The organism is Pseudobutyrivibrio sp. AR14 (assembly GCF_900101325.1).
Classification (GTDB): Bacteria; Bacillota; Clostridia; order Lachnospirales; family Lachnospiraceae; genus Pseudobutyrivibrio.
The window spans coordinates 145,727-168,481 of sequence record NZ_FMUY01000003.1 but is presented as its reverse complement, the minus strand read 5'-3'; the positions used below and the strand labels follow the sequence as shown (position 1 = coordinate 168,481).

Below are 22,755 nucleotides of genomic sequence, written 5' to 3'. Positions count from 1 at the left end.
TTCTTAATGCATATATGTTTTATAAAGGAAAACCCCTCTTCACCAATTATCTGGTAAAGAGGGGTTAAATTAACCTTTTATAAAATGGACCATGAACCCCGTCCCCCTGGTCCACTAGTGATCCTTTAACGCATATGCGATATTGATAGCGTGGTCAGCGCATCTCTCAAGGTCAGTAACCATATCAGAGAAAATAACTCCGGCGATAGGCTCACATTTGTTGTCCATAAGTCGCTCTACGTGATGATTGATAAGCTGCTTTTCCTGCTTATCTACCTTAGCCTCTAGCTTTTCTATCTTAGGCAAGCTCTCGTAATTCTCTGAAGTGAAAATCTCAAGTGCAAGCTCAACTTCTTCCATAGAATTCTCAGCCATATCCTTAAGTTCCTTGGCTGCCTTTTTAGAAAGCTTGGTCTTTTTATTCTTCATACGAGTAGCGTACTCGATAATATTCTCAGCGTGGTCAGAAATACGCTCCATATCAGTTACAGCGATTGTAATAGCTGATATCTTACGGAGGTTCTCAGGTGTAAGGTTGAGAGCCTGAAGCTTGACCATAGCATCCTGGATAGCATGATTGAGGATATTAACTGTCTCCTCACGCTCCTCAACATCCTCCACCTTTTCTGGTGAATAGTCAAAGAAGCAATCGATTGCCTTTTCAAAGTTCTCTGCTGCAATAGCACCCATTCTGGCTGCCTCAAGCTGTGCCTGGTGAATAGCCATATGAGGTGGTACATTTGTCACCTGCGACATAAATACAAGCTGTCTATCCTCTGCTGCACGAGTCTCCTCTGGAAGCTCTGGGATAAACATGTATGTAAGCTTGATTATGTAATCTGTAAATGGAAAGATAATGCACACTGCAATCAACGCAAAGATTGTATGTGTATTAGCTATCTGACGTCCTGGGTCAGCTGATGTAGACTGAATCCATGACAAAAGTGGTGTTACATTTATAACCACAATAATTACAAGTGCTCTGATAACATTGAATAACAAATTCAAAATAGCAGAACGCTTACCATTTCTATTGGCTGTAAGTGATGCTAAAAGGTTTGGTGTAACAGAACCGATAGCAGCACCGATTACCAAATATACTGCAACATCATAATCAAGAATTCCCTGGACTACAAAAGCCTGGAAGATAACTGTTGAAGATGATGAGCTCTGAAGTAATGCAGTAAATGCAATACCGAAAAGCAATGCTAAAAATGGATTCTTAAGTGTTGTAAGGAAATTAACAAACAGCGCCGACTGTGAAAGTGGTGCAATAGCAGTCTTCATGATTGTGATACCCTGAAAGAGCATACCAAATCCCATGATAACTGAACCAATATGTTTGGTAAGATTATTCTTAATGAAAAGATACATTACAGCACCAATGAAAAGTAAGAATGGTGTGAATGTAGCGATATTAAAAGCTGTGATCTGTGCTGTGATTGTAGTACCAATATTGGCACCAAGGATAACTCCAATAGCCTGTGAAAGAGCCATCATGCCCGAATTAACGAAGCCGATAACCATAACATCTGTGGCTGAAGAGCTCTGAACGAGAACCGTCATAGCGATTCCCACAAGAACAGCTACTAGCTTGTTTGTAGTAGCCTTCTCCAAGATTATCTGAAGATTGTCACCGCAACTATTTTTCAGTCCAGTGGACATAATTGACATTCCAAAAAGGAACAAGCCCACTCCACCTAGCAGTGATAAGAATTGTGCAATTGTCATTTCTTTCTCCTTCTACCGTATTTCTCCTTCACGAGAAATAAATAATTAAACCTTTTCTTATTTGTCCGAAGATAGTTTAACATGACTAGTAAAGAATGTCTAAGTATTTCGTAAAATTCTTTTAAAATTATATATATGCTTTGATAAAAATTCCGTCTTCACGATATTCTTCTGAAATAAGCTCTCCATTTTCTCTTATTTTCGCAATACTGCCAGCCTCTGAATATGGAACCAATTTCTCAACATACTCTTTTCCATCTCGGAGAAGTTCAGCCAGAATCTCTCTTACTCTATCAAGGCCCTTACCAGTTTTCACTGATGTGTGTACCGTGTAATCCGCCCTTAAATCATGATAGTCGTGCTCGTCTAACACCTTGTCAACCTTGTTAAATATGGTAATAACAGGCTTGTCATTAACACCGAGCTTATCAAGAGTCTCGTACACAATCTCCATCTGTCTATCCATCTGCGGATTGCTCACATCTACAACATGGATAATGTAATCAGCATATTTTGCCTCCTCAAGTGTACTCTTGAATGCATCAACCAAATGATGTGGAAGCTTTCTAATGAAACCAACAGTGTCAGTAAGGAGCACCTTTTGGTCATTATCTAAAAACAGCTCTCTAGTAGTAGGATCAAGAGTGGCAAACAACGCATCCCACTCCAAAATATTTGCATCAGTAAGTTTATTCAAAAGAGATGATTTACCTGCATTGGTATAGCCTACAATAGCAGCCACTGGGACACCATTTTTCTGTCTCTTAGCACGAGTGAGCTCACGGTGACTTACCACATCAGCAAGCTCTTTTTTAAGCTGAGAAATACGACCTGCAATAAGGCGCTTATCCATCTCCAGCTTTTTCTCACCAGGTCCACGAGTACCGATGGCTCCACCACCACCTGCTGCAGTACCACCAACTCGAGACATGTTTTTACCAAATCCTGTAAGACGGGTCATCTCATATCTAAGCTGTGCCAGCTCTACCTGAATCTTACCCTCGGCTGTACCTGCTCGAGCTGCAAAAATATCAAGGATAATAAGGGTTCTATCCATAACTTTTGTATCAAGAGCGTCTGCCAAATTTCTCATCTGGGCCGGTGTAAGCTCGTCGTCACACACAATACCAGTAGCCCCAGTTTCCCAGATTAAGTCTGCAATCTCTTCAACCTTACCAGTGCCTACATAGGTACCTGGATTTCTGCGCTCAAGATTTTGCATAATCTGACCAACCACCTGCGCTCCTGCAGTCTCACAAAGCTCTGCCAACTCATCTATAGAATCCTTAGCCTCTACCTCATCACCCTCACAGACTGCAACTAATATTACTTTTTCAATTATCTTCTCTGTATTTATCATTGACCTAATTCCTATTTATAAATAGATGGGCCATCCCACCTCTTCCATAATAACATTTTTCGGATGATAAGGTCTATTATTCGAATCTATTTCTATTCATCAGAACAATTTTAATTGTCGAAAGTACAAGACAATAGACAATTGTATACATTACTATTGCAAATACTTTGCCCGCTTCAAAAATCTCTCCTCCTATAAATTCCTTTGCCGGCAGCATTACTGGTGGGAAAAGATAACCCAAAATAGCCACCCTAGGTACTTCCTGGCAAATCCCTTCATAGACAGTGGTAAGTAACGCAATCAACACAGTCAGCATCAATGCCATTCTTCTATTTTTCATAACTCTAATGTTCAGAAAGTCTCCTATTGTATATCCTGACAAGCCACCTGCCAAAACCACAAAGAATCCTGCAATAACATCATTTACCGTAAGAATTCTAGTAAAAAAGGAAAAGCGATAAACTAGATTTGCATATACCGGACCTAGTGCTATAAAAAAACAATAAACTATAGTTATTACTATTAAAGAAAGTTCCCTGGCAATGTAGTAGTCTACCCATCGCTTCTCTATAAGAAAAAGAATCTGTTCTTGAACTGTATTTTCCTTACCTCCAATGCCAACCGCTACAAATACCATCAAACAAAAGGCAAATACCCCTGAAACTATGTAAGAATCTATAATATTTCCAGGTTTAATAGAGTACATAACAGCTGTAAAACATAGAATCATCAACACAGGAATAACAGCACCTGTTCCTCCAAAATACCCACTCATCCTAAAATTAATTCTATTACTCAACCTCGTAAACACCTTTGATATGCCATCCTTCCTGCATCAATCTATCTATGGTTATAGACAGTAATCCATCAGTTGTTTTAACAATATAATTGCCATTTTCCATATGCATCTCATCTGAAGGGATACATCTTCCATCATCTTCTAAAACAATGCTATACATCTTATGATTTGCCCTAGTGTATGGAATAAGTCTAGCTCCTTCAATTGTGTAGGTCTCATCTCCTATGGCCTTAATTAGGTTTTGTTCGTGAGAAGCAAGCAGAATAATCTTTCGTTGTTCCTTTAACTCAAGCATTTTTGGGATAAATACCTGCTGCGAATCACAGTCCTGCCCTGACAAGGGTTCATCTAGTAATATAATATCAGGATTGACTATTAAAGCCTGTATTACACCTACTTTTTGGAGTGAACCTTTAGATAGATTTTTCATTTTCTTATCAAGCATGTCACTCAAAAAGAAGTCCGCTGCAAAATTTGAGATTAATTTATGTCTCTCATTTTCAGAAGTTAGCCCCGCCATTTTGGCTATATGATTTAGATAGACCCCGGCTTTCATATTTGCCACCGGCAAGTGATCCGGAACGAATGAAATCCTGTAATTCTTTTCACGGATTACCTCGCCGCCATCCTTTGGAATTAGCCCTCCTGTCACTTTCAGTAACGTGGACTTTCCGCATCCATTGTGGCCTACCAGGCAGGTCACCGTGCCTTCTCTAAGGCACATATTCACTCCTTCGAAAATCGTTTTTGAATCATATCGCTTTACTATATTTTTCAGTTCTAACACCTCTCACCAACTTCCATTTTCAACAATTCAGCTCGATTATCCATGGTCTGTTATTCCTTTTCTTACAAATACTCTAATTTCTTGGTACCTTTTTCCAATTGATTACGAAAGCTCTTTTATAAACTCCTCGTAGCTATATGTACCTTCTAAGAACTCAAAAGTGTAGCTATCATAACTATCGATTTTTTCTTTTATTTGTTCCTCACTTAGATTCTCACCGTTTTCACATGTATACTCCATCTTGAAAACTTTCTGCTCTGAAAATCCCTCTAATTCTTCATCAGATGGAAAGCCATCACCGTCTTTATCATCAAAGTGATACTCCTCTTCTTTGTAGTCTAACACCAGCTCACCTTCTTCATGCTTTGAAAAATAAGCGCTATAGTATAACGCTCCATAAAAAGGACTTCCCCCATCTCTAACAATACCTTTTCCCGGAGCGTACTCATAACCAAGATCGCCGGCCATACCATATACCCAATCATCCATTAGACATCTGAGTTTTCCATCTTCATATGTATATAGCCAACAACTGCCGCTCATTTTAGCCACCAATTCAGGCGTATCGTCTCCATCAAAATCTATAAGGCCAAATTTGAGACTATCGAAATCATGTTTCTCTTTTATACTTTTAGCTGCCTCAATATATGCTTTCTTATATCCCTCTGCACTGTCCTCCACGCTGTCCTCTGAACTTGTCTCTTCGCTTAAGTCACTTGCACTGTCTGTTTGGCTCACTTCGCCGCCCACAGTGGTTTCGTCACTTATTGCAACATTGCTTGAAATAGCTTCATCGCTAGAAGCTGCCACATTGCTTGATTCTGATTTACCACATCCTGTAACAATTACAGATACTACCAACAACTGCAAAATCATTTTTCTCTTCATAACTTTTCCTCCAAATAAAATTAGTTTTTACAATATTCCTAGTGTCGCAATTATGCCCTATTTTAATTATATATGTAATAAACATCATTTTTGCATCATTTTGTCATAAAAAAAATCCAGAAGGTAGTTTTTCATTTTTCTTACTGCTTTTTTGGCATTTTACTAGGCAGGCAGTAGTCTTTTTCCCTTACACTACTGCTTATTTGGCATTTCTCTATTTAAGCAGTAGCCTTTTTCATTTTTCCTACTGCTTTTTTGGCATTTTACTAGGCAGGCAGTAGTCTTTTTCCTTTACACTACTGCTTATTTGGCATTTCTCTATTTAAGCAGTAGCCATTTTCATTTTTCTTACTGCTTATTCTGCATTTTTCTCTATAGGCAGTAACTTTTCCAAAATCCCCTACTGCCTACTTTTCATTTTTCCATACAGGCAGTAACATCCTAGCATTTTCCTACTGCCTAATCTATAAAATTCGCTACAGGCAGTAGCATCAACAAATACATTTGCAATTCTATGACTTCTCTTTTCTAGTAAAAAATATAACTGTAAAAATAGTCATTAAAATAGTTAATATTACAAATGGTATGATTGTGGTTAGCAACACTTTTGTTGGATTATAAACTACTCCAAATGCGACAACACTTCCCACATTATGAACATCAACTTTCATTGATTCATATATGTATTCATCAAGAAATTTTCCAATTCGAATACAACTTGCCACTGTATAAATAAGGTATATTACTATGTAAGAAATATATATCAACAATGATGATTTTTTATTCATAATATTTTTCCTTTCAATATCTATTTAAAGGACTAATCTTTTACTCTCTTAGTTATTTAGACTTATTTTTCGCTTTCTTTCTTCAATAACAAATAATTAGCATAAGCTATTATCCTTTTTAATTGTTCTTTAGAAGCTTCATTCAAACTATCCTCAACGCGGTCGATATCAAAGTCTGTACAGAAAGCATTTGCATCAATTGCATTATTATCTAATGTCTCCTCTCTTAACATAGGAGTGTTATAGCCTAATAACCATTTCGGCTCTACCATTAATACCTCTGAATATTTGTATATCCTATCTGTCTTAGGTAGATTCCTCCCAGATAAATATTGACTCATTGAAGATTTAGGTGTGTTTGTCAATTTGCATAGATATGTTTGTGTTATACCTCTTTCTTTTAATGCCATCTTTAATCTACACGCAAATGAATCAATAGGTTTTCCATCCATATTTTGTACTCTCCTTTAATTATTATGTTCTACATTATCGAGAGCGACGCTTATCTTGCGCAGCCCTTATCCGTAAAAAAACTACAAATAAGCCACTTCTCTGACATAGGTTAATACTAATAATAGTACAGAAAAAGAGCCTTTTCCATTTATATAGTAAACATAAAAAATCTAATTTCATTTGTATATATCCACTATAAAATTATCTTTTCTCATCTATACAACCGTAATTACTATCTTTTCAGAGCTATTCGTCATCTCATATTGACGTCCCAATACTCTAGTGTTATGTTGTATCTAGCTAAATAAATATGTTGCTAGGGGCGCAGTTGCTGAGAGGTGATTTACACCGACCCTTATTACTTGAACTGGACAATACCAGCGTAAGGAAGCTTAGTGGATCTCCTGGCATCATTTTGTATGAAGGGAGATTTTTTAATGAGTAATCAAGCATCAACACTCAACTCAAAAATTATTTTTACCGCAAGGCAATTAGCATTCTGCGGAGCTTCAATAGGACTAGCTTTTGTCCTTTCTAACATCAAATTCACCAAGCTTCCAATGGGCGGCTCAATCACATTGTTTTCTATGCTTGTAGCATGTCTTCCAGGCTTTTGGTTCGGACCAATTCTTGGAATTATCTCCGGCATTGCCTACGGTCTTTTAAATCTGATTGTAGATCCATATATTCTTTTCCCTGCACAAGTAATCGTAGATTATATCCTTGCATTTGCGGCACTTGGCCTCTCAGGATTTTTTGCAAAATCTAAAAACGGATTACTTAAGGGATACGGTATTGCAATACTGGGCAGATATTTCTTTGCCGTTCTTTCTGGCTGTCTTTTCTTTGGTGAGTATGCGGCTGATTACAACATGAGTCCGCTTCCTTATTCACTTATTTACAATGGCATCTATATTTTTGCAGAGGCTTTTGTAACATACATTGTACTTATACTTCCACCTATTAGAACTCTTATGGACTACATTAAACATATGGCCACTACAAAATAATTTATTATCTCTTAATGCAAAACAGGAGGTACTTCACGAAAGAAGTACCTCCTATTTTTGAAAAATGATATGTGAAAAATGATTAGTGCTGGCGATTATTTGTCGTCAAGCTTTTTAGCATCTAGCTGTTTCTTGTAGTATGCGATTGCACCTGCTACTACAACAATAACAAGAAGAATTGAAATCCACCAACCTAATTTTGAAGTTGAGCTTTCTTTCTCAGCTGCAAGAGGTGTAGCCTCATCAGCAATACGCTTGATTTCCTCGTCCTCATCTGTCTCTGGAGTTGCTACTACTGCATTATCTGCATCTGCATCAGCGTCTGCATTAGCATCAGCGTTTGCGTTTGCGTTTGCAGCGGCATTATTAGCGGCATTTCTTCTGGTATTTCTGTTTGGTGCTGTAGTATTATCTGCAGTTGTGTCACCTGCAAGTGGTGTAGCTGGGTCAGTGATAGTTAATGTTGCAGCTGGGTAATCAGTTCCTGAAGTACCACCTGCTGCGCCACCAGATGTTGATGTGCCTGCACCCTCTGTTCCAGTACCTTCTTCACCATTTGCTCCTGTTTCATCATCACTATACTTGTTCTTGAAGTTTTCTTTAGCCTTATCTAAGTTATCCTTAGCTTTGCCAAGATCTTCCTTAGCCTTATCGTAGGTTTCCTCTGCCTTCTCAAGCTTTCCTTCCCACTCAGCTAACTCTGGCATTACTTCCAAATCACCAAGAGCCAATGTCTTGTTAAGGTCCTCGATATGAGCTCTAATCTCTTCGCACTGCTGCTGAGCATCTTCCACTGCTTCCTTTGCAGTATTAACAAGATTAATAAGGTCAAAGAATTTTGTCATTGTTGCGCCAGCCTGCTCAAGTCCTTCTACATAGGCTCTTGCTGCATTGCTAAATACTGCATCGCCATTGTTGTAGAAGAATTCATCTGTAACATTCTGGTCGATAGATGCTTCCTTGTTGTACTCATCAGAAGATGTAGCAGTAGATTTTCCTACATAGCTAATATCTCTTCCATATGTAAGATTGCTAAGATTTGCATCTACATTAGTGTTTACCTCAACTGCTGCATATGTGCTACCTGTAGTATTTACATTTGTAGGCTTAACAACATAGAACTCTGCAGTTTTTGCATCCCAGTTCCAGCTCTTAACTCCAACAACTTTTGTATGATTATCTTCCTCATACTGTCTGATGATTGCTTCCTTAGTAGTCTCCTTATCAGCTCCTGTAAAGAAGTTTCCTACCTTTGTCCAGAAGTCATTCCATCCATCACCTACAGTGTAATGTACTGTATCATCTGTAACTATGTCGTAGGAAATATTGTATGTACCTGCCACATGGTATGTAACACTTCCATCAAATACAAACCATGTCACATTGTATGGAGCGTCTTCAGCAGTTTTAACCGCTGTCCAATCATTATTATAGCCGTCAAATGTAAATCCATAATATTCATACTTATCATCATATGGATTTCCAGCATTGGCTGCTGCATTATTTTTACCATTTACAATGGCCTCTGCAGCTGTTGGCTGAGCATGTGGAGTAACACCATCTGGCCAAGGTACTCCAAGAACAGTCTTGGTCTTTAGGTCTGCAGACCATTCTAATTCACGATTTGCACTATATGAAACTACTCTTACATATCTTGGCACATAGTAGCCAGATGCTTTAAATACATCTCGTGCATCGAGAATCTGATAGCCTGTCTTAGATGCTGCAATAGTTGCAGCTGAATCAGTGCTCTTTAAATACTCAGTTGCTGAAAGCTTGTTGTTTACATATGTGTAAACCTTCTTAGTACTAAGGTTTGTAGCTGTGCAAATATAATTGCCATCTACATCAAATGAGTAAACTCTAATTACCTCATCATCTGTTGCAATTTCTTCTGAAGCAACTGCACCCTCAACTGTCTTGCCATCTAAATCTGTATAAGATGTATATGTCTTATCAAGACCTGAAACTGTTGCATTATCCCAGTCCCAATCTCCGAGAACAATATAATCAAGTGTGTACTCAGCCTTCTCTTCGTCAGTAAGCTTGTCATAAGCATCAGCAATAAGGTATGATGTCTTTTCCTCACCATCAACCTCTACTGTCTTCTTATATCTCTTAACAATCTTCTGCTCAGCCTTTGGCTTTGCTAATTCTGTATCTATATCTTCCTGAGTGATGTGAACTACATTTCCATCCTCATCTAAATAATCATAGTAAGTAACCTTCTCGTAAAGATCTACCTGAGTGCCACTGATATCGTAGCCAAGATTAATCTTCTTGTCCTCAACAACTGTGCCAGTAGCATCATCGATAATCTGATATTTAACAGTAATAAGATCCTTTTCAGTTCCCTCGTAATCTACGAAATCCCCAATCTCAGTAACTGAAACTGTCTGGCCTTCTTCTGCCTTAATGTAGTAGTTTTCAAGAATCGCCTTAAGATACTCTTTCTTGTCATCATCTGTCTTGTCGCTATCCTGATATGTCTGCTCTGCTGTAGCAAGAACACCTGCTGCTGATGAAAGATAAGCATCATAAGCCTTCTGTAAGTTTTCCTGAAGATCTGCAAGTCTCTGCTTAGAAGCTGCCAAATCCTCTTCAGCCCACTCAAGATTTGTATAAGCAGAATTCAAACTATTATTGTAATCTGCAACCTTCTGCTGGAACTCCTGCTCGTATGTTTTATACTCTGTTTTTGCAGTATTGTAAGCCTTTTCTTTATCCTCAAAATCTGTTACTGCCTTGTCATAAGTATCCTGTGTTGTAGCAATAATAGAAGCAGCATTTTCTTTAGACTCATTTTCTACGGCCTCCAGTGCCGCATTTGAAGCAGCAAGTGCCTCACCTGCAATTACCTCAGCGTCCTCAGCTGCCTGATTTGCATCCCCTACTTCTGAGTTTGCATTCTTCTCAGCCGCATCCATCTCCCCTGCTGCTGTATAAAGATTCTGAGCAGCCTGATTCAAGTTCTCAATATCTGCTGCTGCATCGTCTGTAACTGCTGCAGCCATATCTGCTGCCTCGCCAAATGTAACGTCCTCTGTAACAACATCTCCTGTTTCTTCATCAGTTACAACATTGCCAAACTCATCAACAACTGTAATTGTGCAAGTCTCACCTGCTACTGGAGAGTCCTCTGAGTCAATTTCATCAGCCATAATCTCAGTTAACTCTGCCACACCTGTTGCATCCTCTTCAGAACCAACCCCTGAAAACTCCTGTTCATTAAAGTCCTCATTTAATGATTCTGTCGCATCAGCGAAAGTTTTTTCTGCCTGATTGGCTTCCTGCTGACTTTCTTGTGTTTGCTCTCCATCCTTGAATTCATCAATTTCATCTGCAAAAGCAGTGATTGATGTTGAACCAGCAAGTGTTACTGCTGATAGGCCCAAAGATAGCCCTTTTACCACATGTTTCTTCATACAAGTCCTCCTACTAACCATTTCTTGAAACTACAACTTCACTTCTCCACAACTCATATCACAAATTGTCATTTTTCTCAGCCAAGACAATCTGTGAAATTCCCTAGCACAAAATGTAGCAGTTTTGGTTAGTAGATTTCCATATGTAGGCAAAAACTAACATCATCTGGCAAGTTTTGTTATATTGTATAACGTTTTCGCACAAGAGAACCCCCTCATTTTTTGTATAAATCTCACAAACTTACCTAAGAGTTTTTAACTAAATTATTCAAAATAATTCCCATTTTGGAGCGACTATCCCCTCTTTGAGTTATACAAAAACAGAGTTTTGCTTCGCAAAACTCCAACTCAGATGCAAACAAAAAAGAGAAGCTATAATTAAGCTTCTCCTTTGATTTTTACTTTAATATCCATTGTGGTCTGAATCGAATCAGCGCCTGTTATAATGTCATACTCTATTCCGATTCGAATATCATCCTTTTGCTCGATTAACTCATACCTGCGAGTAAATATTTCTATTGATAGATTGCCAACAGAGGTGCTGTATTTATTAACAGTCTTCTCTCCTGGTCTTAGCTCTATCTTAGAACTGAGGCTGCCCTTTTGTGTAAGGGTAAATTCCCTGCGATTGAAGGATATCAAACAGTCCACAACTCCATCCTCCGTGGTGCGCTTATAGGAAAGATATTTCTTGTCTCCTCGCTCTATAAATGAGCCCAAATAGCTCTCCTCTGATATCTCCTGATCACCACCCATTCGCTGCCTAGAACACAGCGAAATCTTACAAGATGTTCCTGCCATATTTATTCCTATCTATTATACTTGTTCTCTAATAACCACGCGAACTGCGTTAATCTGGTTTGAAAGATGTGTGTGCATGATGCTCTTAAGATACTCTACATCACGTCTATTAAATCCCTCAATGATAGCTCTGTGCTCTGCAATAAGCTGGGCATACACTGAAGGGTTCTTAACATACTCGTAGCGATAGCGATACATCTGCTCTCTAGCTGAATTGATAATATTCTCAAGCTTTGGATTAGCAGCTGCAGCATAAATCACATCGTGAAATGCCTCATCTGTCTCTACGATTTTACGTACATCATCTGTATGGGTAGCATTCTCAAAAGCCTTCATAGCCTCCTTGAGCTCCACAAACTGAGCATCTGTCATACGCTCACATGCACATACTACTGCAAGAGCATCAAGGGCATCTCGTACCTCTAGCACATCTTGCAAGTCCTTTTCTGTCATCTTAGCAACCTGAGCACCCTTGCGAGGAATTGTAACCGCAAGCCCCTCCTGCTCAAGCATACGTATTGCCTCACGAATAGGAGTACGACTAACCCCAAGCTTTGTAGCCAAATGCATCTCCATAAGTCGCTCGCCCGGCTTAAGTTCCCCCTTTAAGATTGCCTCCCTAAGTGTGTTGAAAACTACATCTCTGAGTGGCAAATAATCGTCCATCTGAAGTGTAAGATTTTCTGTCATTATATTTATTCTCCTTTTCAAGGTTAATTCTTGTTATTGAATAACGTAGTAAGATAAAGCTGCTTTACCATCCCCGATTTGGTAAGTGCCTCTTTGGCAGCTCTAGCTGTCTTGTTATCATTAAAGAATCCGAATACTGTAGGACCACTACCGCTCATCATGGCGCCAACAGCCCCATTATCCATCATGCATTTTTTAATGTCTGCAATAACTGGATGCATAGGAATGGTAACATCCTCCAGTACATTGCCCATCTTGCTGCAAATGGATGCTAAATCCTGATTCTTAATATCCTCAATAATTCCATCTATATCTGGATGAACCACCTTATCAAAACATGAATCCAAAGCCTCATAGACCTGCTTTGTAGAAACTGCAATGCCTGGCTTTGCAATTAAAACTGGGCACTTCACCATAGGTGGAAGTGGAGAAAGTATCTCTCCTATGCCCTCTGCCAAGGCTGTGCCTCTCATAACACAGTAAGGTACATCAGCTCCCAGCTTGACACCTCGCTCCATCATATCCTTGCGAGAAAGTCCAAGCTTAAACAGCTTGTTCATGCCAAATAAAATGGCTGCCGCATCGGTAGAGCCCCCGGCCATACCAGCAGCTACAGGAATATGCTTCTCAAGGGAAATTCTAATACCCTCTTTTATATCAAACTCTTCTATGAGTAGCTTGGCTGCCTTAATACAGAGATTGTCATCTCCAACAGTCAAAAACTTAAGATTGGTGGTCATGGAAACTCCCGGCTCTATCACCTTGGAAATGGTGATTTTGTCAAAGAGATTCACCGTCTGCATAATCATCTTGACCTCATGGTAGCCATCATCTCGAATGCCTGTAACATCAAGGCCTATATTGATTTTTGCTAATGCTTTAACATCTATTTTATCCATTGTACATCCATGTATTTTGCACTTGCGTGTATTTTGTATTCAATCTTAATAAATTTTAACAAAGATACCACACATTTACAAGATTTTTGTATTAAAATAAATACAATCTACTAGTGATTTTTTCTCATTAAAGATCCGATAAATAGATTAGGAAAAGGATTTCCGTCTGGTTTAGTAGTATTGGCCACATTAACAAGGAGGTTAGATTATGGATGTTAGTACTTATAGCAGCGTTTCTTCGAATGTTGCAGGAACCTATAAAAAGACCACTAATGCAGATGGTTCTGTGACAGAATCTCTTGAATTCAGCGCATCAAAAGAAGAGGTTAAAGCATCTAAGTTTTCTGATGCTGCAGCCGTTTATGAAAAATCTGATGACAAAGCTCTCACAACAGATACATACAAAAAATCAGATAGAACAGCCCTTATTCAGCAGCTTAAGGCTGACCAAGAAAGGATGATTAACAATCTTTTTGACATTGTCATGAAGACCATCAAGGGTCAGGGTAGCACTTTTGCAATCGCTACACAGGATGACATGTGGAAGTTCCTTGCAGAGGGAAAATTTACAGCAGATCCTGAGACAATTGAAAAGGCAAAAGAGGACATTTCAGAAGATGGTTACTGGGGCGTAAACAAGACTTCCGACAGAATCGTTGATTTCGCAATTGCACTTTCAGGTGGCGACACATCAAAGGCAGATATGCTTTTGGATGCTTTCAAAAAAGGTTATAAGGAAGCTACAGGCACTTGGGGTAAGGAATTGCCAGAGATTTCTTCAAAGACATATGATGCAGTAGAGGATAAGTTTAAACAGTGGAAAGATGGCAACTACAAGTCAGCAAATGACAACACTGCTCCAAACTATGGTGGTGGCGGATATAACTTAAGCTACATGGAAAATATTTCTACTGTTAGCTCTAGCACATATATCGAGACCTAATATAATTGAATATAAAATGGGCACCGTATAAGCGGTGCCCTTATTATTTGCTATTAAATTTTCTCCCACTCATGGGCTATGATAGGCTCCAGATAGTTAATCATACTATCGTATTGAGCTCTACTAATAACTATTCGTCTACCACGACGTCCTATAAAACCATCCTGCTGTAGCTTTTGCACTGAGCGATTAACAGTTTTAATTGAAAATCCGCTTCGCTCTGCTAGCTCCTGACGGCTGATATTTACTATATATTCATCCTTTGGATTCTTAGCTTCATAACTCTTAGTCAGAAGATAAATAATGCGGTCTGCACCCTGTAAAAACAGAATAACGCGCTCATTTCTACTCTCCTCCAAAAGATAATCTCCAATTCTGGCAATCTCCATTCGAAGAGCATTTTTATCATCCCAAATCCAACGATCAAAACTAGCTCTGCTCATAACAAGCATAGTACAATCAGTTACCGTCTTAAGAGTAGTCATATATAGAGGAATCTCAAAGAAAATCTCCATTGAACCAAATACTTTTATGGCATGAAACCACATGTAGTCATAGACCACTCCTCTAATTCTATAATCAATAGCTCTAACTGTACCGTCCACAAGTATATAGACAGTATCTGCAGGAGTGTTCTCCTCTACGAAAATGGTATTTTTTTCTTTTTTGACAATCTGTGTAGACTCAAGAACCCAGCGTGGTGCATTGCTAAGTAATTTGTTAAGGGCCTCTGATTGTTCCCTAGGCAAATTATTTTGCAATTCCATAATTCGACTAATGTTCTCTTCTAATGACATACTATCTCCATTTACTAAGCAACCTGTGCTTAACATCGTCAGATGCAAAACTCATTTCAACAGAGTCAGTATAAATCTTGTGAATCTGCTCATCAGTAAGTCTAAAGCTAACACTTACCTTGTCAAACTCTGTAGAAAGATTAGTGTTACTAACAGTTCTGTTATCAGTATTTAAAGACACTGGAATGCCATGCTCCATAAATAGGCAAATCGGACAATCCTTAATGTGTCTGTATGCTTTTGTCTGTAGATTGCTAGTAGGGCAAATCTCCACTCCAACATGACGAGAAGCACAATATTTCATAAGCTCCTCATTCCTTGCCATGGCAATACCATGACCAAGTCTAACTGCCCCTACATCAATAGCATCACGTACATTTTGAGCATTACCTGTCTCGCCTACATGAATTGTAAAAGGCATATCTAGTGCCTTAACCGATCTGAATAATTCCATCTGCTGAGACATTGGATAAGACTCCTCATCTCCAGCAATATCGCATGCAACTACCCCGGCACCGAGCATCTCGCGGCCAGCTTTTGCAATGGAATAATTAAACTCATCATCCATTCCACGCATCATACAGATAATCATACCGGTCTCAATATCAAATTCACCGCGAGCCTGAGCCAAACCAGCCTCAACAGCCTCTATAATCTCAATAGGCTTAAGTCCCTGCTTCATAGACTGAACAGGGGCAAATCTAGCCTCTATGTATTTAACATTTTCAAGTGCCGCATTTTTTGCAAAATGATAAGCAGATGTCTTAATCCCCTCCACATCCTGAAGGCAACGATTTGGCAAGTCAAATCTCTTAAGATACTCAGCCAGATTCTGGCAATCAGGGTCCACTTGCATAAGCTTTCTGAACTCCTGAAAATCGTAGTTCTCTCCACGCTCTGCAAGCAGCTTATGTGTAACCTCTAAATCTAACGAGCCGTCCAAATGACAATGCAAATCTATCTTTGGCATCTTTTCCGCAACTACTGGCATTCTAACTCCTTAATTATTTATACTCCTAAATTGTCAGGTCCAAAGCCTAGTGGAAGTAACTCCTGAAACTTAAAGACCTTTTGCTCTCCAGGTACATTTGTGCCAAGTACCACATCAAATGTAGCTGGATCCACAAATTCCATTAATACCTGTCTGCAAACTCCACACGGAGCGCAGAAAGGTAGCTTTTCTGTAGAATCAAAGCCACCCACAATTGCGATGGCTTTGAAATCCTTATGTCCCTCACTAACAGCCTTAAAAACTGCAGTACGTTCTGCACAATTGCAAGGTGTATATGCTGCGTTTTCCACATTGCAGCCAGTATAAACTTTACCGTCAGTGCATAAAAGCGCAGCCCCTACCTTGTGATGAGAATAAGGTGTGTATGCATATTCCCTGGCATCAAGGGCCTGGGCAATCAACTCATCATATGACACCATAACAATGCCTCCTAACGAGATTTGATGTATGGCTTACCATTAGCTGCTGGAGCGTTAGCACGTCCAACAAATGCGATAAGTGCAATGATTGTAACAACGTATGGAATCATTGAAATAATATTTACTGAAATAATATTGCTCTGTGTAGCAAGTGACTTTACACCGTTACAAATACCGAAAATCAAGCATCCCTTTAAAGCTCCCTCTGGAGAGAACTTACCAAAGATAACTGCTGCAATAGCGATGAAACCTTGACCTACGATAACTGTTGGTCTGAACTGAGAAACAGTTGCAAGTGTAACAAATGCTCCGCCAAGACCTGCTAAAAATCCTGAAAGGATAACGCAAATATAACGCACCTTGTATACATCAATACCAAGTGACTCACAAGCTTCTGGGTGCTCACCGCAGGCTCTTAAATGTGTGCCAAATCTAGTCTTGTAGAATACAAACCAGCAAATCCATGCAACAACAAATACAAGATAAGCCATGATATATACGCTAAATACGTTGTATGCAAAGCTACCTGATTTGAACATACCATCAAAAAGCTTTGGCAACTTAGCAGATGCATCAATAGCTGGTGTATCTGAAGAATTGTATAGGATTCTACACAAGAATACAGCAATACCAGGTCCAATAAAGTTGATAGCTGTACCTGCGATTGTCTGGTCAGCATGTAATGATACGCAGACAATTGCGTGAATAAGTCCAAATAACGCACCGGCCAAGCCACCGCATAAGAATGCAAGTAGACCATTGCCAGTTGTAAGTGCTGTGATAGCACCAGTAACAGCACCGATTGTCATCATACCCTCGATACCGATATTTACAACACCACTACGCTCTGAGAAGCATGAGCCAAGAGCTGCAAAAAGAAGTGGAGGTGTAGCAATAAGCGCTGCATTAATTAATATACCTAAATTTGTAATTAACATATCCATTAGTTTGCCTCCTTCTTCTTACCAATGCTTAAGAATAATGCCTTGAATACATGAGCGATAGCTATAAAGATAACTACGCAACCCATGATAATATTGATAATCTCTGAAGGTGCATGAATCATTGTAAGCTTTGATCCACCAAACTTCATAGCACCATAGAAGATGCCGGCAAAAATAACTCCAAGTGGGTTAGATGCACCGATAAGCGCAACTGTAATACCCTCAAATCCGTAGCCTTCCTGGCTGGCAAACTGAGCGACACGTCCGCCCATACCCATAACCTGAACCGCTCCACCAATACCAGCAAGTGCACCTGAAATAGCAAGAGCTGTAAGGATTGACTTGCCTGAATCAATACCAGCGTACTGAGCTGAGAACTTGTTGAAACCAACGGCCTTTAATTTGTAACCAAGAGTAGTCTTCTCGATGATAACCCATGTAATAACAGCAAGAACTACTGCGATGAAAATAGCGCAATTGTTGCCGTCTACAATCAATCTAGCTGAATCTAACAAATCCTTTGTAGCCTCTCCGCCGCTTTCCTTCTTAACGCCTTCGATATTAACAACGTAATTTGAAAGATAATAAGCAATCCAGTTGAACATGATGAAGGAAAGGACCTCATGGATACCTCTCTTAACCTTCATTACACCACAGACAAGTGACCATAAAGCACCTGCTGCAGCTGCTGCAATTATACAAAGTGGAATATGAATAACTGCTGGAACATCTACAAATATACCAATAAGTGCTGCTGCAAGTGTACCTACAACGAACTGTCCCTCAGCACCGATATTAAATACACCAGTACGGAAAGAGAATGCAACTGAAAGACCTGTAAGAATAACTGGTGCAGCATAAGCAAGTGTTGTGATAATGTTCTTTGGCTTGCTGATTACTGAATCAAGAATCTTAAAGTATGCTTCCATTGGGCTAACGCCTGCCCATACAAGGAAGATTGCACCTATGATAAATCCAATTAAAATCGCAATGATTGTATAAAGAAAATTGCTATGTAAAATACTGGTTTTCTTATTCATGGTTCTTACCTCCTGCCATCAAGAAGCCCAGCTCTTTTTCATTAGCATCTTTGCCTGATACGCTTCCTGTAATTTGACCATCGAAAATAACCTCGATACGATCTGACAAACTCATAATCTCATCAAGCTCGAAAGAAACAAGAAGAATAGCTCTTCCCTTATTTCTCTGCTCAACAATGTATTTGTGAACGAACTCAATAGCACCAACATCAAGTCCACGTGTTGGGTTGACTGCTATGAGTAATTCCTTGTCATTAGTAACCTCGCGAGCGATGATTACCTTTTGCTGATTACCACCTGAAAGAGTCTTTGCAGGACGGTTCTCACAGTGTGGGGGTCTGATATCGTACTTCTCAACAAGCTGGCTTGCATTGTCTGCAATAGCCTTCTTGCTTAAGATACCATTCTTAGAAAATGGAGCCTCCTCAAAATGCTGAAGGATAAGATTGTCAGCAACTGAGAACTCAAGAACAAGACCATGCTTTTGTCTATCAGCTGGGATAGATGAAACACCTGCCTCAAAAGTCTCCTTTGGAGTCTTGTTGAAGATGTCTGTTCCTGCCATAGTAATCTCACCAGACTCTGCCTTTTTAAGACCTGTAAGAATCTCTACAAGCTCAGTCTGACCATTACCATCTACACCGGCAAGACCAACAATCTCGCCCTCATGAACATCAAGGCTAAGTCCCTTAAGAATCTCAACTCCACGGTAATCCTTGGCGTGAAGATCCTTGATAGAAAGGGCAAGCTTTCCAGCTTCCTGTTCCTTCTTCTCTACCTTGAAATTAACATTTCTACCAACCATCATGGCTGCAAGATCATTCTCTGTAACCTCGCCTACCTTGACAGTATCGATATATTTACCGAGACGGATAATTGTGCAATTGTCCGCGCAAGCCTTAATCTCCTTGAGCTTGTGAGTGATAAGAATAATGCTCTTACCATCTGCTGTAAGATTCTTGATAATCTCCATAAGCTCATCAATCTCTTGTGGAGTAAGAGATGCTGTAGGCTCATCCAAAATAAGAGTATCAGCACCTCTGTAGAGAACCTTAAGAATCTCTACTCTCTGCTGCATACCTACAGAAATATCCTCGATTTTAGCATCTGGATCAACAGCCATACCGTACTTCTCAGAAATCTCTAAAACCTTTTGTCTTGCAAGCTTTTTATCTACCACAATACCCTTGCGAGGCTCAACTCCCAAGATAATATTGTCGGTAACTGTAAATGGCTGAATCAACATAAAATGCTGATGTACCATACCTATTCCAAGCTCAATAGCATGCTTTGGGCTATGGATATCAGTCTTCTCACCATTGATATAAATATCGCCCTCTGTTGGCTTGTAAAGGCCATAAAGTACATTCATCAATGTACTCTTACCTGCACCATTTTCACCCAATATTGCATGTACTTCACCCTTATGTACCTTCAGATTAATGTGATCGTTAGCTGTGAAGTTGCCAAATCTTTTAACGATTTCTTTCATTTCAACTACAACAGTATTTGGATCCATATGGCTCATCTTTTCCAATCTTTATACCTCCCTTGAATTAGATTTAGATGATAACTATATCTTCAAAACCCATATCCGCCAGAATGCCTCTAAGCTCTTCGAGTAATTGTCTAGTAGGTACCTGCATATCGGCATATTCTTCTCTGACACCCATTGGTCTAAAAGCAATGATTTTAATTCGAAATGGATTTATCTTATATAATGGGACTAGAAATTCTCCCATTGCTTTTACGTTTTTCACAACGTCATATAAGTCAGGAACAATAACTGCTCTGACTTCACTCAACTTATTATTTTCCCCTAAAAACTTTGCATTTTCAAGTACTTTATTATTATCAGCACCCGTCACATTCATGTGGTCTTCTGGGAAAAATGCCTTTATATCCAGCATCACTCCATCAGATACCGATAACAAATCAGGGTACTCTCTAAAGTCTATTGTACCATTACTGTCGATTAATGTCCCCAGATTTTCTTTTTTCGCCAATTTGAACAACTCAGCAACAAAATCTGGTTGCAACATGCACTCTCCGCCAGAGACAGTTATACCTCTGATAAAAGGTACCTGTTTTCTCACTATTTCCATGACTTCCTCAGCTGTCATTAGCCTGGTCTTTGGAGTGCTGCCATGAGGACATGTCTTGATACATGTATCACAAGAAATACACGCAGACGCATCAAAAGACACCTTCCCATTTTCAAGGGAAAGTGCCTTCTGAGGACATACTTGTACACACAACCCACAGTTAACGCAGTGATTTCTTGTCTCTGGATTGTGGCAATATTTGCAGTTTATATTACAACCTTGTAAAAAGATAGCGGTTCGATTTCCAGGTCCGTCAACCGAACTGAAAGGAATTATTTTGGTAACAACTCCTAGCATTTTATCTTACCTTTCTTTCTAATATATGGCCGTTCTTTGCTGCTCCAAGTCCAAGCGCTGTAGTATCCTGAATTACATTATTTCCAGCGTCAAGCTTCTCCATTTCTGAGCGCTTAACCAAATATCCTGTAACTCTGATTACATCGCTATCGCTAGAATAAAATGACATGTAGCGAATGTCCTTTGCGAATGCACCTTTTATTATATCCATAACGTACTCTGGATTGCGGTGAACAGTTAAATCTATTGGGAAAATATCACCTGTTCCAGATGGGAAATACTTATGGAACTTAGAGAGAACATTAAGCTGATCAATAAGCTCCTCTGGCTCCTCTCCAATTGGAATACGTGTACCTGGTGTAACTCCAACATCCTCTGCCAAACCTACCTGTGCGTGAAGGAGGAAGTGTCCATCTGTTGCCTCACAGTATTTGTTAGTGTGAGACTGGTTGAACTTATCAATGATTTCCATAATCTCAACACCCAGCTGGTTAGCAGCCTCATCGCTACCATAGCGACCTGTCTTGCCTTCTTTTTCAAGAAGCATATTAACAGCATCAGCCATGCCAACTAAGCCAAACATTGCTGTAAATTTATCACGTGCAATAAATCCTTCTCGAGCAAGGAAATTGTTTTCAAAGAAACCGCTTTCCTCAACCTCAAATTTGATTCGTGCATCCATGTATTTAGCCATAACATCCATAACATATGGAAGCTGCTTTGTCTTAAAGTCTTCTATTGAAGAAGAACGCTTTGCAATATTTCCAAGAATAAGACGGCAAAGTGTGTATGAGCCGCCACCAAGGTAAAGACCATTGTAACAGCTGGCAATAACATACTCTCCCTTGAATTCCTTAGAGAACATATTGTGGTTTGCAAAGCTTGGCTTAGCAGACACTAATGCACATTCTACCGCTTCTTTTAAATATTCATCTGAGCTAACCCCCTCCTGATATTTGAGGGAAAGATTTGGAACCGCATCTTCTAATTCTTTCTCAGCTTCAAAAATAAAGTGAGCTGTCTTAGATGGCTTTGGTCCAATATCTGCGTGAGCAAATGAATCTAAAACTGTTCTATCTACATTTAACAGGAAAAGCTTGATTAGCTTTGCAGCTGTCTTCTCATCAACTGTGTCAATAAATGGCTCAATCAAATCATCAAGCTGCCCTAAATATACTGGATAGTTGGTAACGCTAGGAACGTGCTTATAGAATATCAAAAGTGTGTTTAATGCCTCGTATAAATCAGTAGGAGGAGCCAAGTTCAAATATGTACAGCCTTCCTTCATAAGCTTCTGATAATCTGGAGCAATATATCTAGGACGAAGTGGTGCATGTCCTTCTGATAAATCACAGATGCATCTGTCTTCCTGTGGGCAATTTAATAATTCATCAAGTCCTGGCACTTCATCGAGAACCTCAAGCAATGAATCTGCCTTGTTAGCAAGACATGTTACCTTCTGCTCATGAGTAAGAGTTGAACTCTTAATAATATCTAATATTTCCTCTCGAGTCTTCTCAACTCTATCGTTAGAAATTGGTCTAATCATGATTTCTCCTCCTTGATT

General features: G+C 39.4%; 21 protein-coding genes and 1 riboswitch. Of the genes, 2 read left to right on the top strand and 19 right to left on the bottom strand.

The window, feature by feature from the left end:
- Nucleotides 1-114: 114 nt before the first annotated feature.
- From BLP50_RS04070 to BLP50_RS04040, 7 genes are all read right to left on the bottom strand, one after another.
- The gene (locus BLP50_RS04070; protein ID WP_090151428.1) at nt 115-1,731 is read right to left on the bottom strand and encodes a Na/Pi cotransporter family protein; all 1,617 of its coding nucleotides are present in this window, start codon (nt 1,729-1,731) and stop codon (nt 115-117) included.
- Nucleotides 1,732-1,858: 127 nt separating this feature from the next.
- Nucleotides 1,859-3,100, bottom strand: a complete 1,242-nt coding sequence (gene hflX / locus BLP50_RS04065; RefSeq protein ID WP_405374126.1) for a GTPase HflX — start codon at nt 3,098-3,100, stop codon at nt 1,859-1,861.
- A gap of 67 nt (nt 3,101-3,167) precedes the next feature.
- Complete coding sequence (locus BLP50_RS04060; protein WP_090151419.1) at nt 3,168-3,866, bottom strand: hypothetical protein; 699 nt, start codon at nt 3,864-3,866, stop codon at nt 3,168-3,170.
- 16 nt (nt 3,867-3,882) lie between these two features.
- A complete protein-coding gene (locus BLP50_RS04055; protein WP_143001116.1) occupies nt 3,883-4,677 on the bottom strand; it encodes an ATP-binding cassette domain-containing protein in 795 nt (264 codons plus the stop codon).
- A gap of 102 nt (nt 4,678-4,779) precedes the next feature.
- Nucleotides 4,780-5,565: a hypothetical protein gene (locus BLP50_RS04050; RefSeq protein WP_090151414.1), complete on the bottom strand. Its 786-nt coding sequence runs from the start codon at nt 5,563-5,565 to the stop codon at nt 4,780-4,782.
- 512 nt (nt 5,566-6,077) lie between these two features.
- Complete coding sequence (locus tag BLP50_RS04045) at nt 6,078-6,353, bottom strand: hypothetical protein (RefSeq protein WP_090151411.1); 276 nt, start codon at nt 6,351-6,353, stop codon at nt 6,078-6,080.
- A gap of 62 nt (nt 6,354-6,415) precedes the next feature.
- Complete coding sequence (locus tag BLP50_RS04040; protein WP_090151408.1) at nt 6,416-6,805, bottom strand: helix-turn-helix domain-containing protein; 390 nt, start codon at nt 6,803-6,805, stop codon at nt 6,416-6,418.
- Nucleotides 6,806-7,114: 309 nt separating this feature from the next.
- A riboswitch (TPP riboswitch) is annotated at nt 7,115-7,212 on the top strand.
- 31 nt (nt 7,213-7,243) lie between these two features.
- On the opposite strand from BLP50_RS04040, the gene BLP50_RS04035 reads away from it, so the two are divergent.
- Nucleotides 7,244-7,816 carry an energy-coupled thiamine transporter ThiT gene (locus BLP50_RS04035; RefSeq protein ID WP_090151649.1) on the top strand — a complete coding sequence of 191 codons (573 nt, stop codon included), beginning with the start codon at nt 7,244-7,246 and terminating at the stop codon, nt 7,814-7,816.
- Between the two features lie 95 nt (nt 7,817-7,911).
- Here the strand turns inward: BLP50_RS04035 and BLP50_RS04030 are convergent, their stop codons facing one another.
- The 4 genes from BLP50_RS04030 to ispE form a co-directional block, all read right to left on the bottom strand.
- Nucleotides 7,912-11,241, bottom strand: a complete 3,330-nt coding sequence (locus BLP50_RS04030; protein ID WP_090151405.1) for a hypothetical protein — start codon at nt 11,239-11,241, stop codon at nt 7,912-7,914.
- Nucleotides 11,242-11,619: 378 nt separating this feature from the next.
- A complete protein-coding gene (locus BLP50_RS04025; protein ID WP_090151402.1) occupies nt 11,620-12,042 on the bottom strand; it encodes a YwiB family protein in 423 nt (140 codons plus the stop codon).
- Between the two features lie 15 nt (nt 12,043-12,057).
- Nucleotides 12,058-12,732 carry a GntR family transcriptional regulator gene (locus BLP50_RS04020; RefSeq protein ID WP_090151399.1) on the bottom strand — a complete coding sequence of 225 codons (675 nt, stop codon included), beginning with the start codon at nt 12,730-12,732 and terminating at the stop codon, nt 12,058-12,060.
- A gap of 23 nt (nt 12,733-12,755) precedes the next feature.
- Nucleotides 12,756-13,631 carry a 4-(cytidine 5'-diphospho)-2-C-methyl-D-erythritol kinase gene (gene ispE / locus BLP50_RS04015; protein WP_090151396.1) on the bottom strand — a complete coding sequence of 292 codons (876 nt, stop codon included), beginning with the start codon at nt 13,629-13,631 and terminating at the stop codon, nt 12,756-12,758.
- 208 nt (nt 13,632-13,839) lie between these two features.
- Between ispE and BLP50_RS04010 the strand changes: the two genes are divergently transcribed.
- Nucleotides 13,840-14,574 (top strand): hypothetical protein, encoded by a 735-nt coding sequence (locus BLP50_RS04010; RefSeq protein ID WP_176753675.1) that lies wholly within the window; start codon nt 13,840-13,842, stop codon nt 14,572-14,574.
- Between the two features lie 53 nt (nt 14,575-14,627).
- Here BLP50_RS04010 and BLP50_RS04005 read toward each other — a convergent pair whose 3' ends face one another.
- Genes BLP50_RS04005 through BLP50_RS03970 form a run of 8 tightly spaced genes read right to left on the bottom strand, consistent with a single transcriptional unit; the run spans nt 14,628 to nt 22,734 of the window.
- Nucleotides 14,628-15,371: a Crp/Fnr family transcriptional regulator gene (locus tag BLP50_RS04005; protein ID WP_163927245.1), complete on the bottom strand. Its 744-nt coding sequence runs from the start codon at nt 15,369-15,371 to the stop codon at nt 14,628-14,630.
- 1 nt (nt 15,372) lies between these two features.
- Complete coding sequence (gene add, locus BLP50_RS04000; RefSeq protein WP_090151391.1) at nt 15,373-16,362, bottom strand: adenosine deaminase; 990 nt, start codon at nt 16,360-16,362, stop codon at nt 15,373-15,375.
- Between the two features lie 17 nt (nt 16,363-16,379).
- A complete protein-coding gene (locus BLP50_RS03995) occupies nt 16,380-16,802 on the bottom strand; it encodes a cytidine deaminase (protein WP_207645737.1) in 423 nt (140 codons plus the stop codon).
- 11 nt (nt 16,803-16,813) lie between these two features.
- Nucleotides 16,814-17,746, bottom strand: a complete 933-nt coding sequence (locus BLP50_RS03990; protein WP_090151388.1) for an ABC transporter permease — start codon at nt 17,744-17,746, stop codon at nt 16,814-16,816.
- Nucleotides 17,746-18,786 carry an ABC transporter permease gene (locus tag BLP50_RS03985; protein ID WP_090151385.1) on the bottom strand — a complete coding sequence of 347 codons (1,041 nt, stop codon included), beginning with the start codon at nt 18,784-18,786 and terminating at the stop codon, nt 17,746-17,748. The genes BLP50_RS03990 and BLP50_RS03985 overlap by 1 nt, the downstream gene beginning before the upstream one ends.
- Nucleotides 18,779-20,314: an ABC transporter ATP-binding protein gene (locus BLP50_RS03980; protein ID WP_330386053.1), complete on the bottom strand. Its 1,536-nt coding sequence runs from the start codon at nt 20,312-20,314 to the stop codon at nt 18,779-18,781. The genes BLP50_RS03985 and BLP50_RS03980 overlap by 8 nt, the downstream gene beginning before the upstream one ends.
- 34 nt (nt 20,315-20,348) lie before the next feature.
- Complete coding sequence (locus BLP50_RS03975; RefSeq protein WP_090151382.1) at nt 20,349-21,188, bottom strand: YjjW family glycine radical enzyme activase; 840 nt, start codon at nt 21,186-21,188, stop codon at nt 20,349-20,351.
- A gap of 1 nt (nt 21,189) precedes the next feature.
- Nucleotides 21,190-22,734 (bottom strand): YjjI family glycine radical enzyme, encoded by a 1,545-nt coding sequence (locus BLP50_RS03970; protein ID WP_090151639.1) that lies wholly within the window; start codon nt 22,732-22,734, stop codon nt 21,190-21,192.
- Nucleotides 22,735-22,755: the final 21 nt, after the last annotated feature.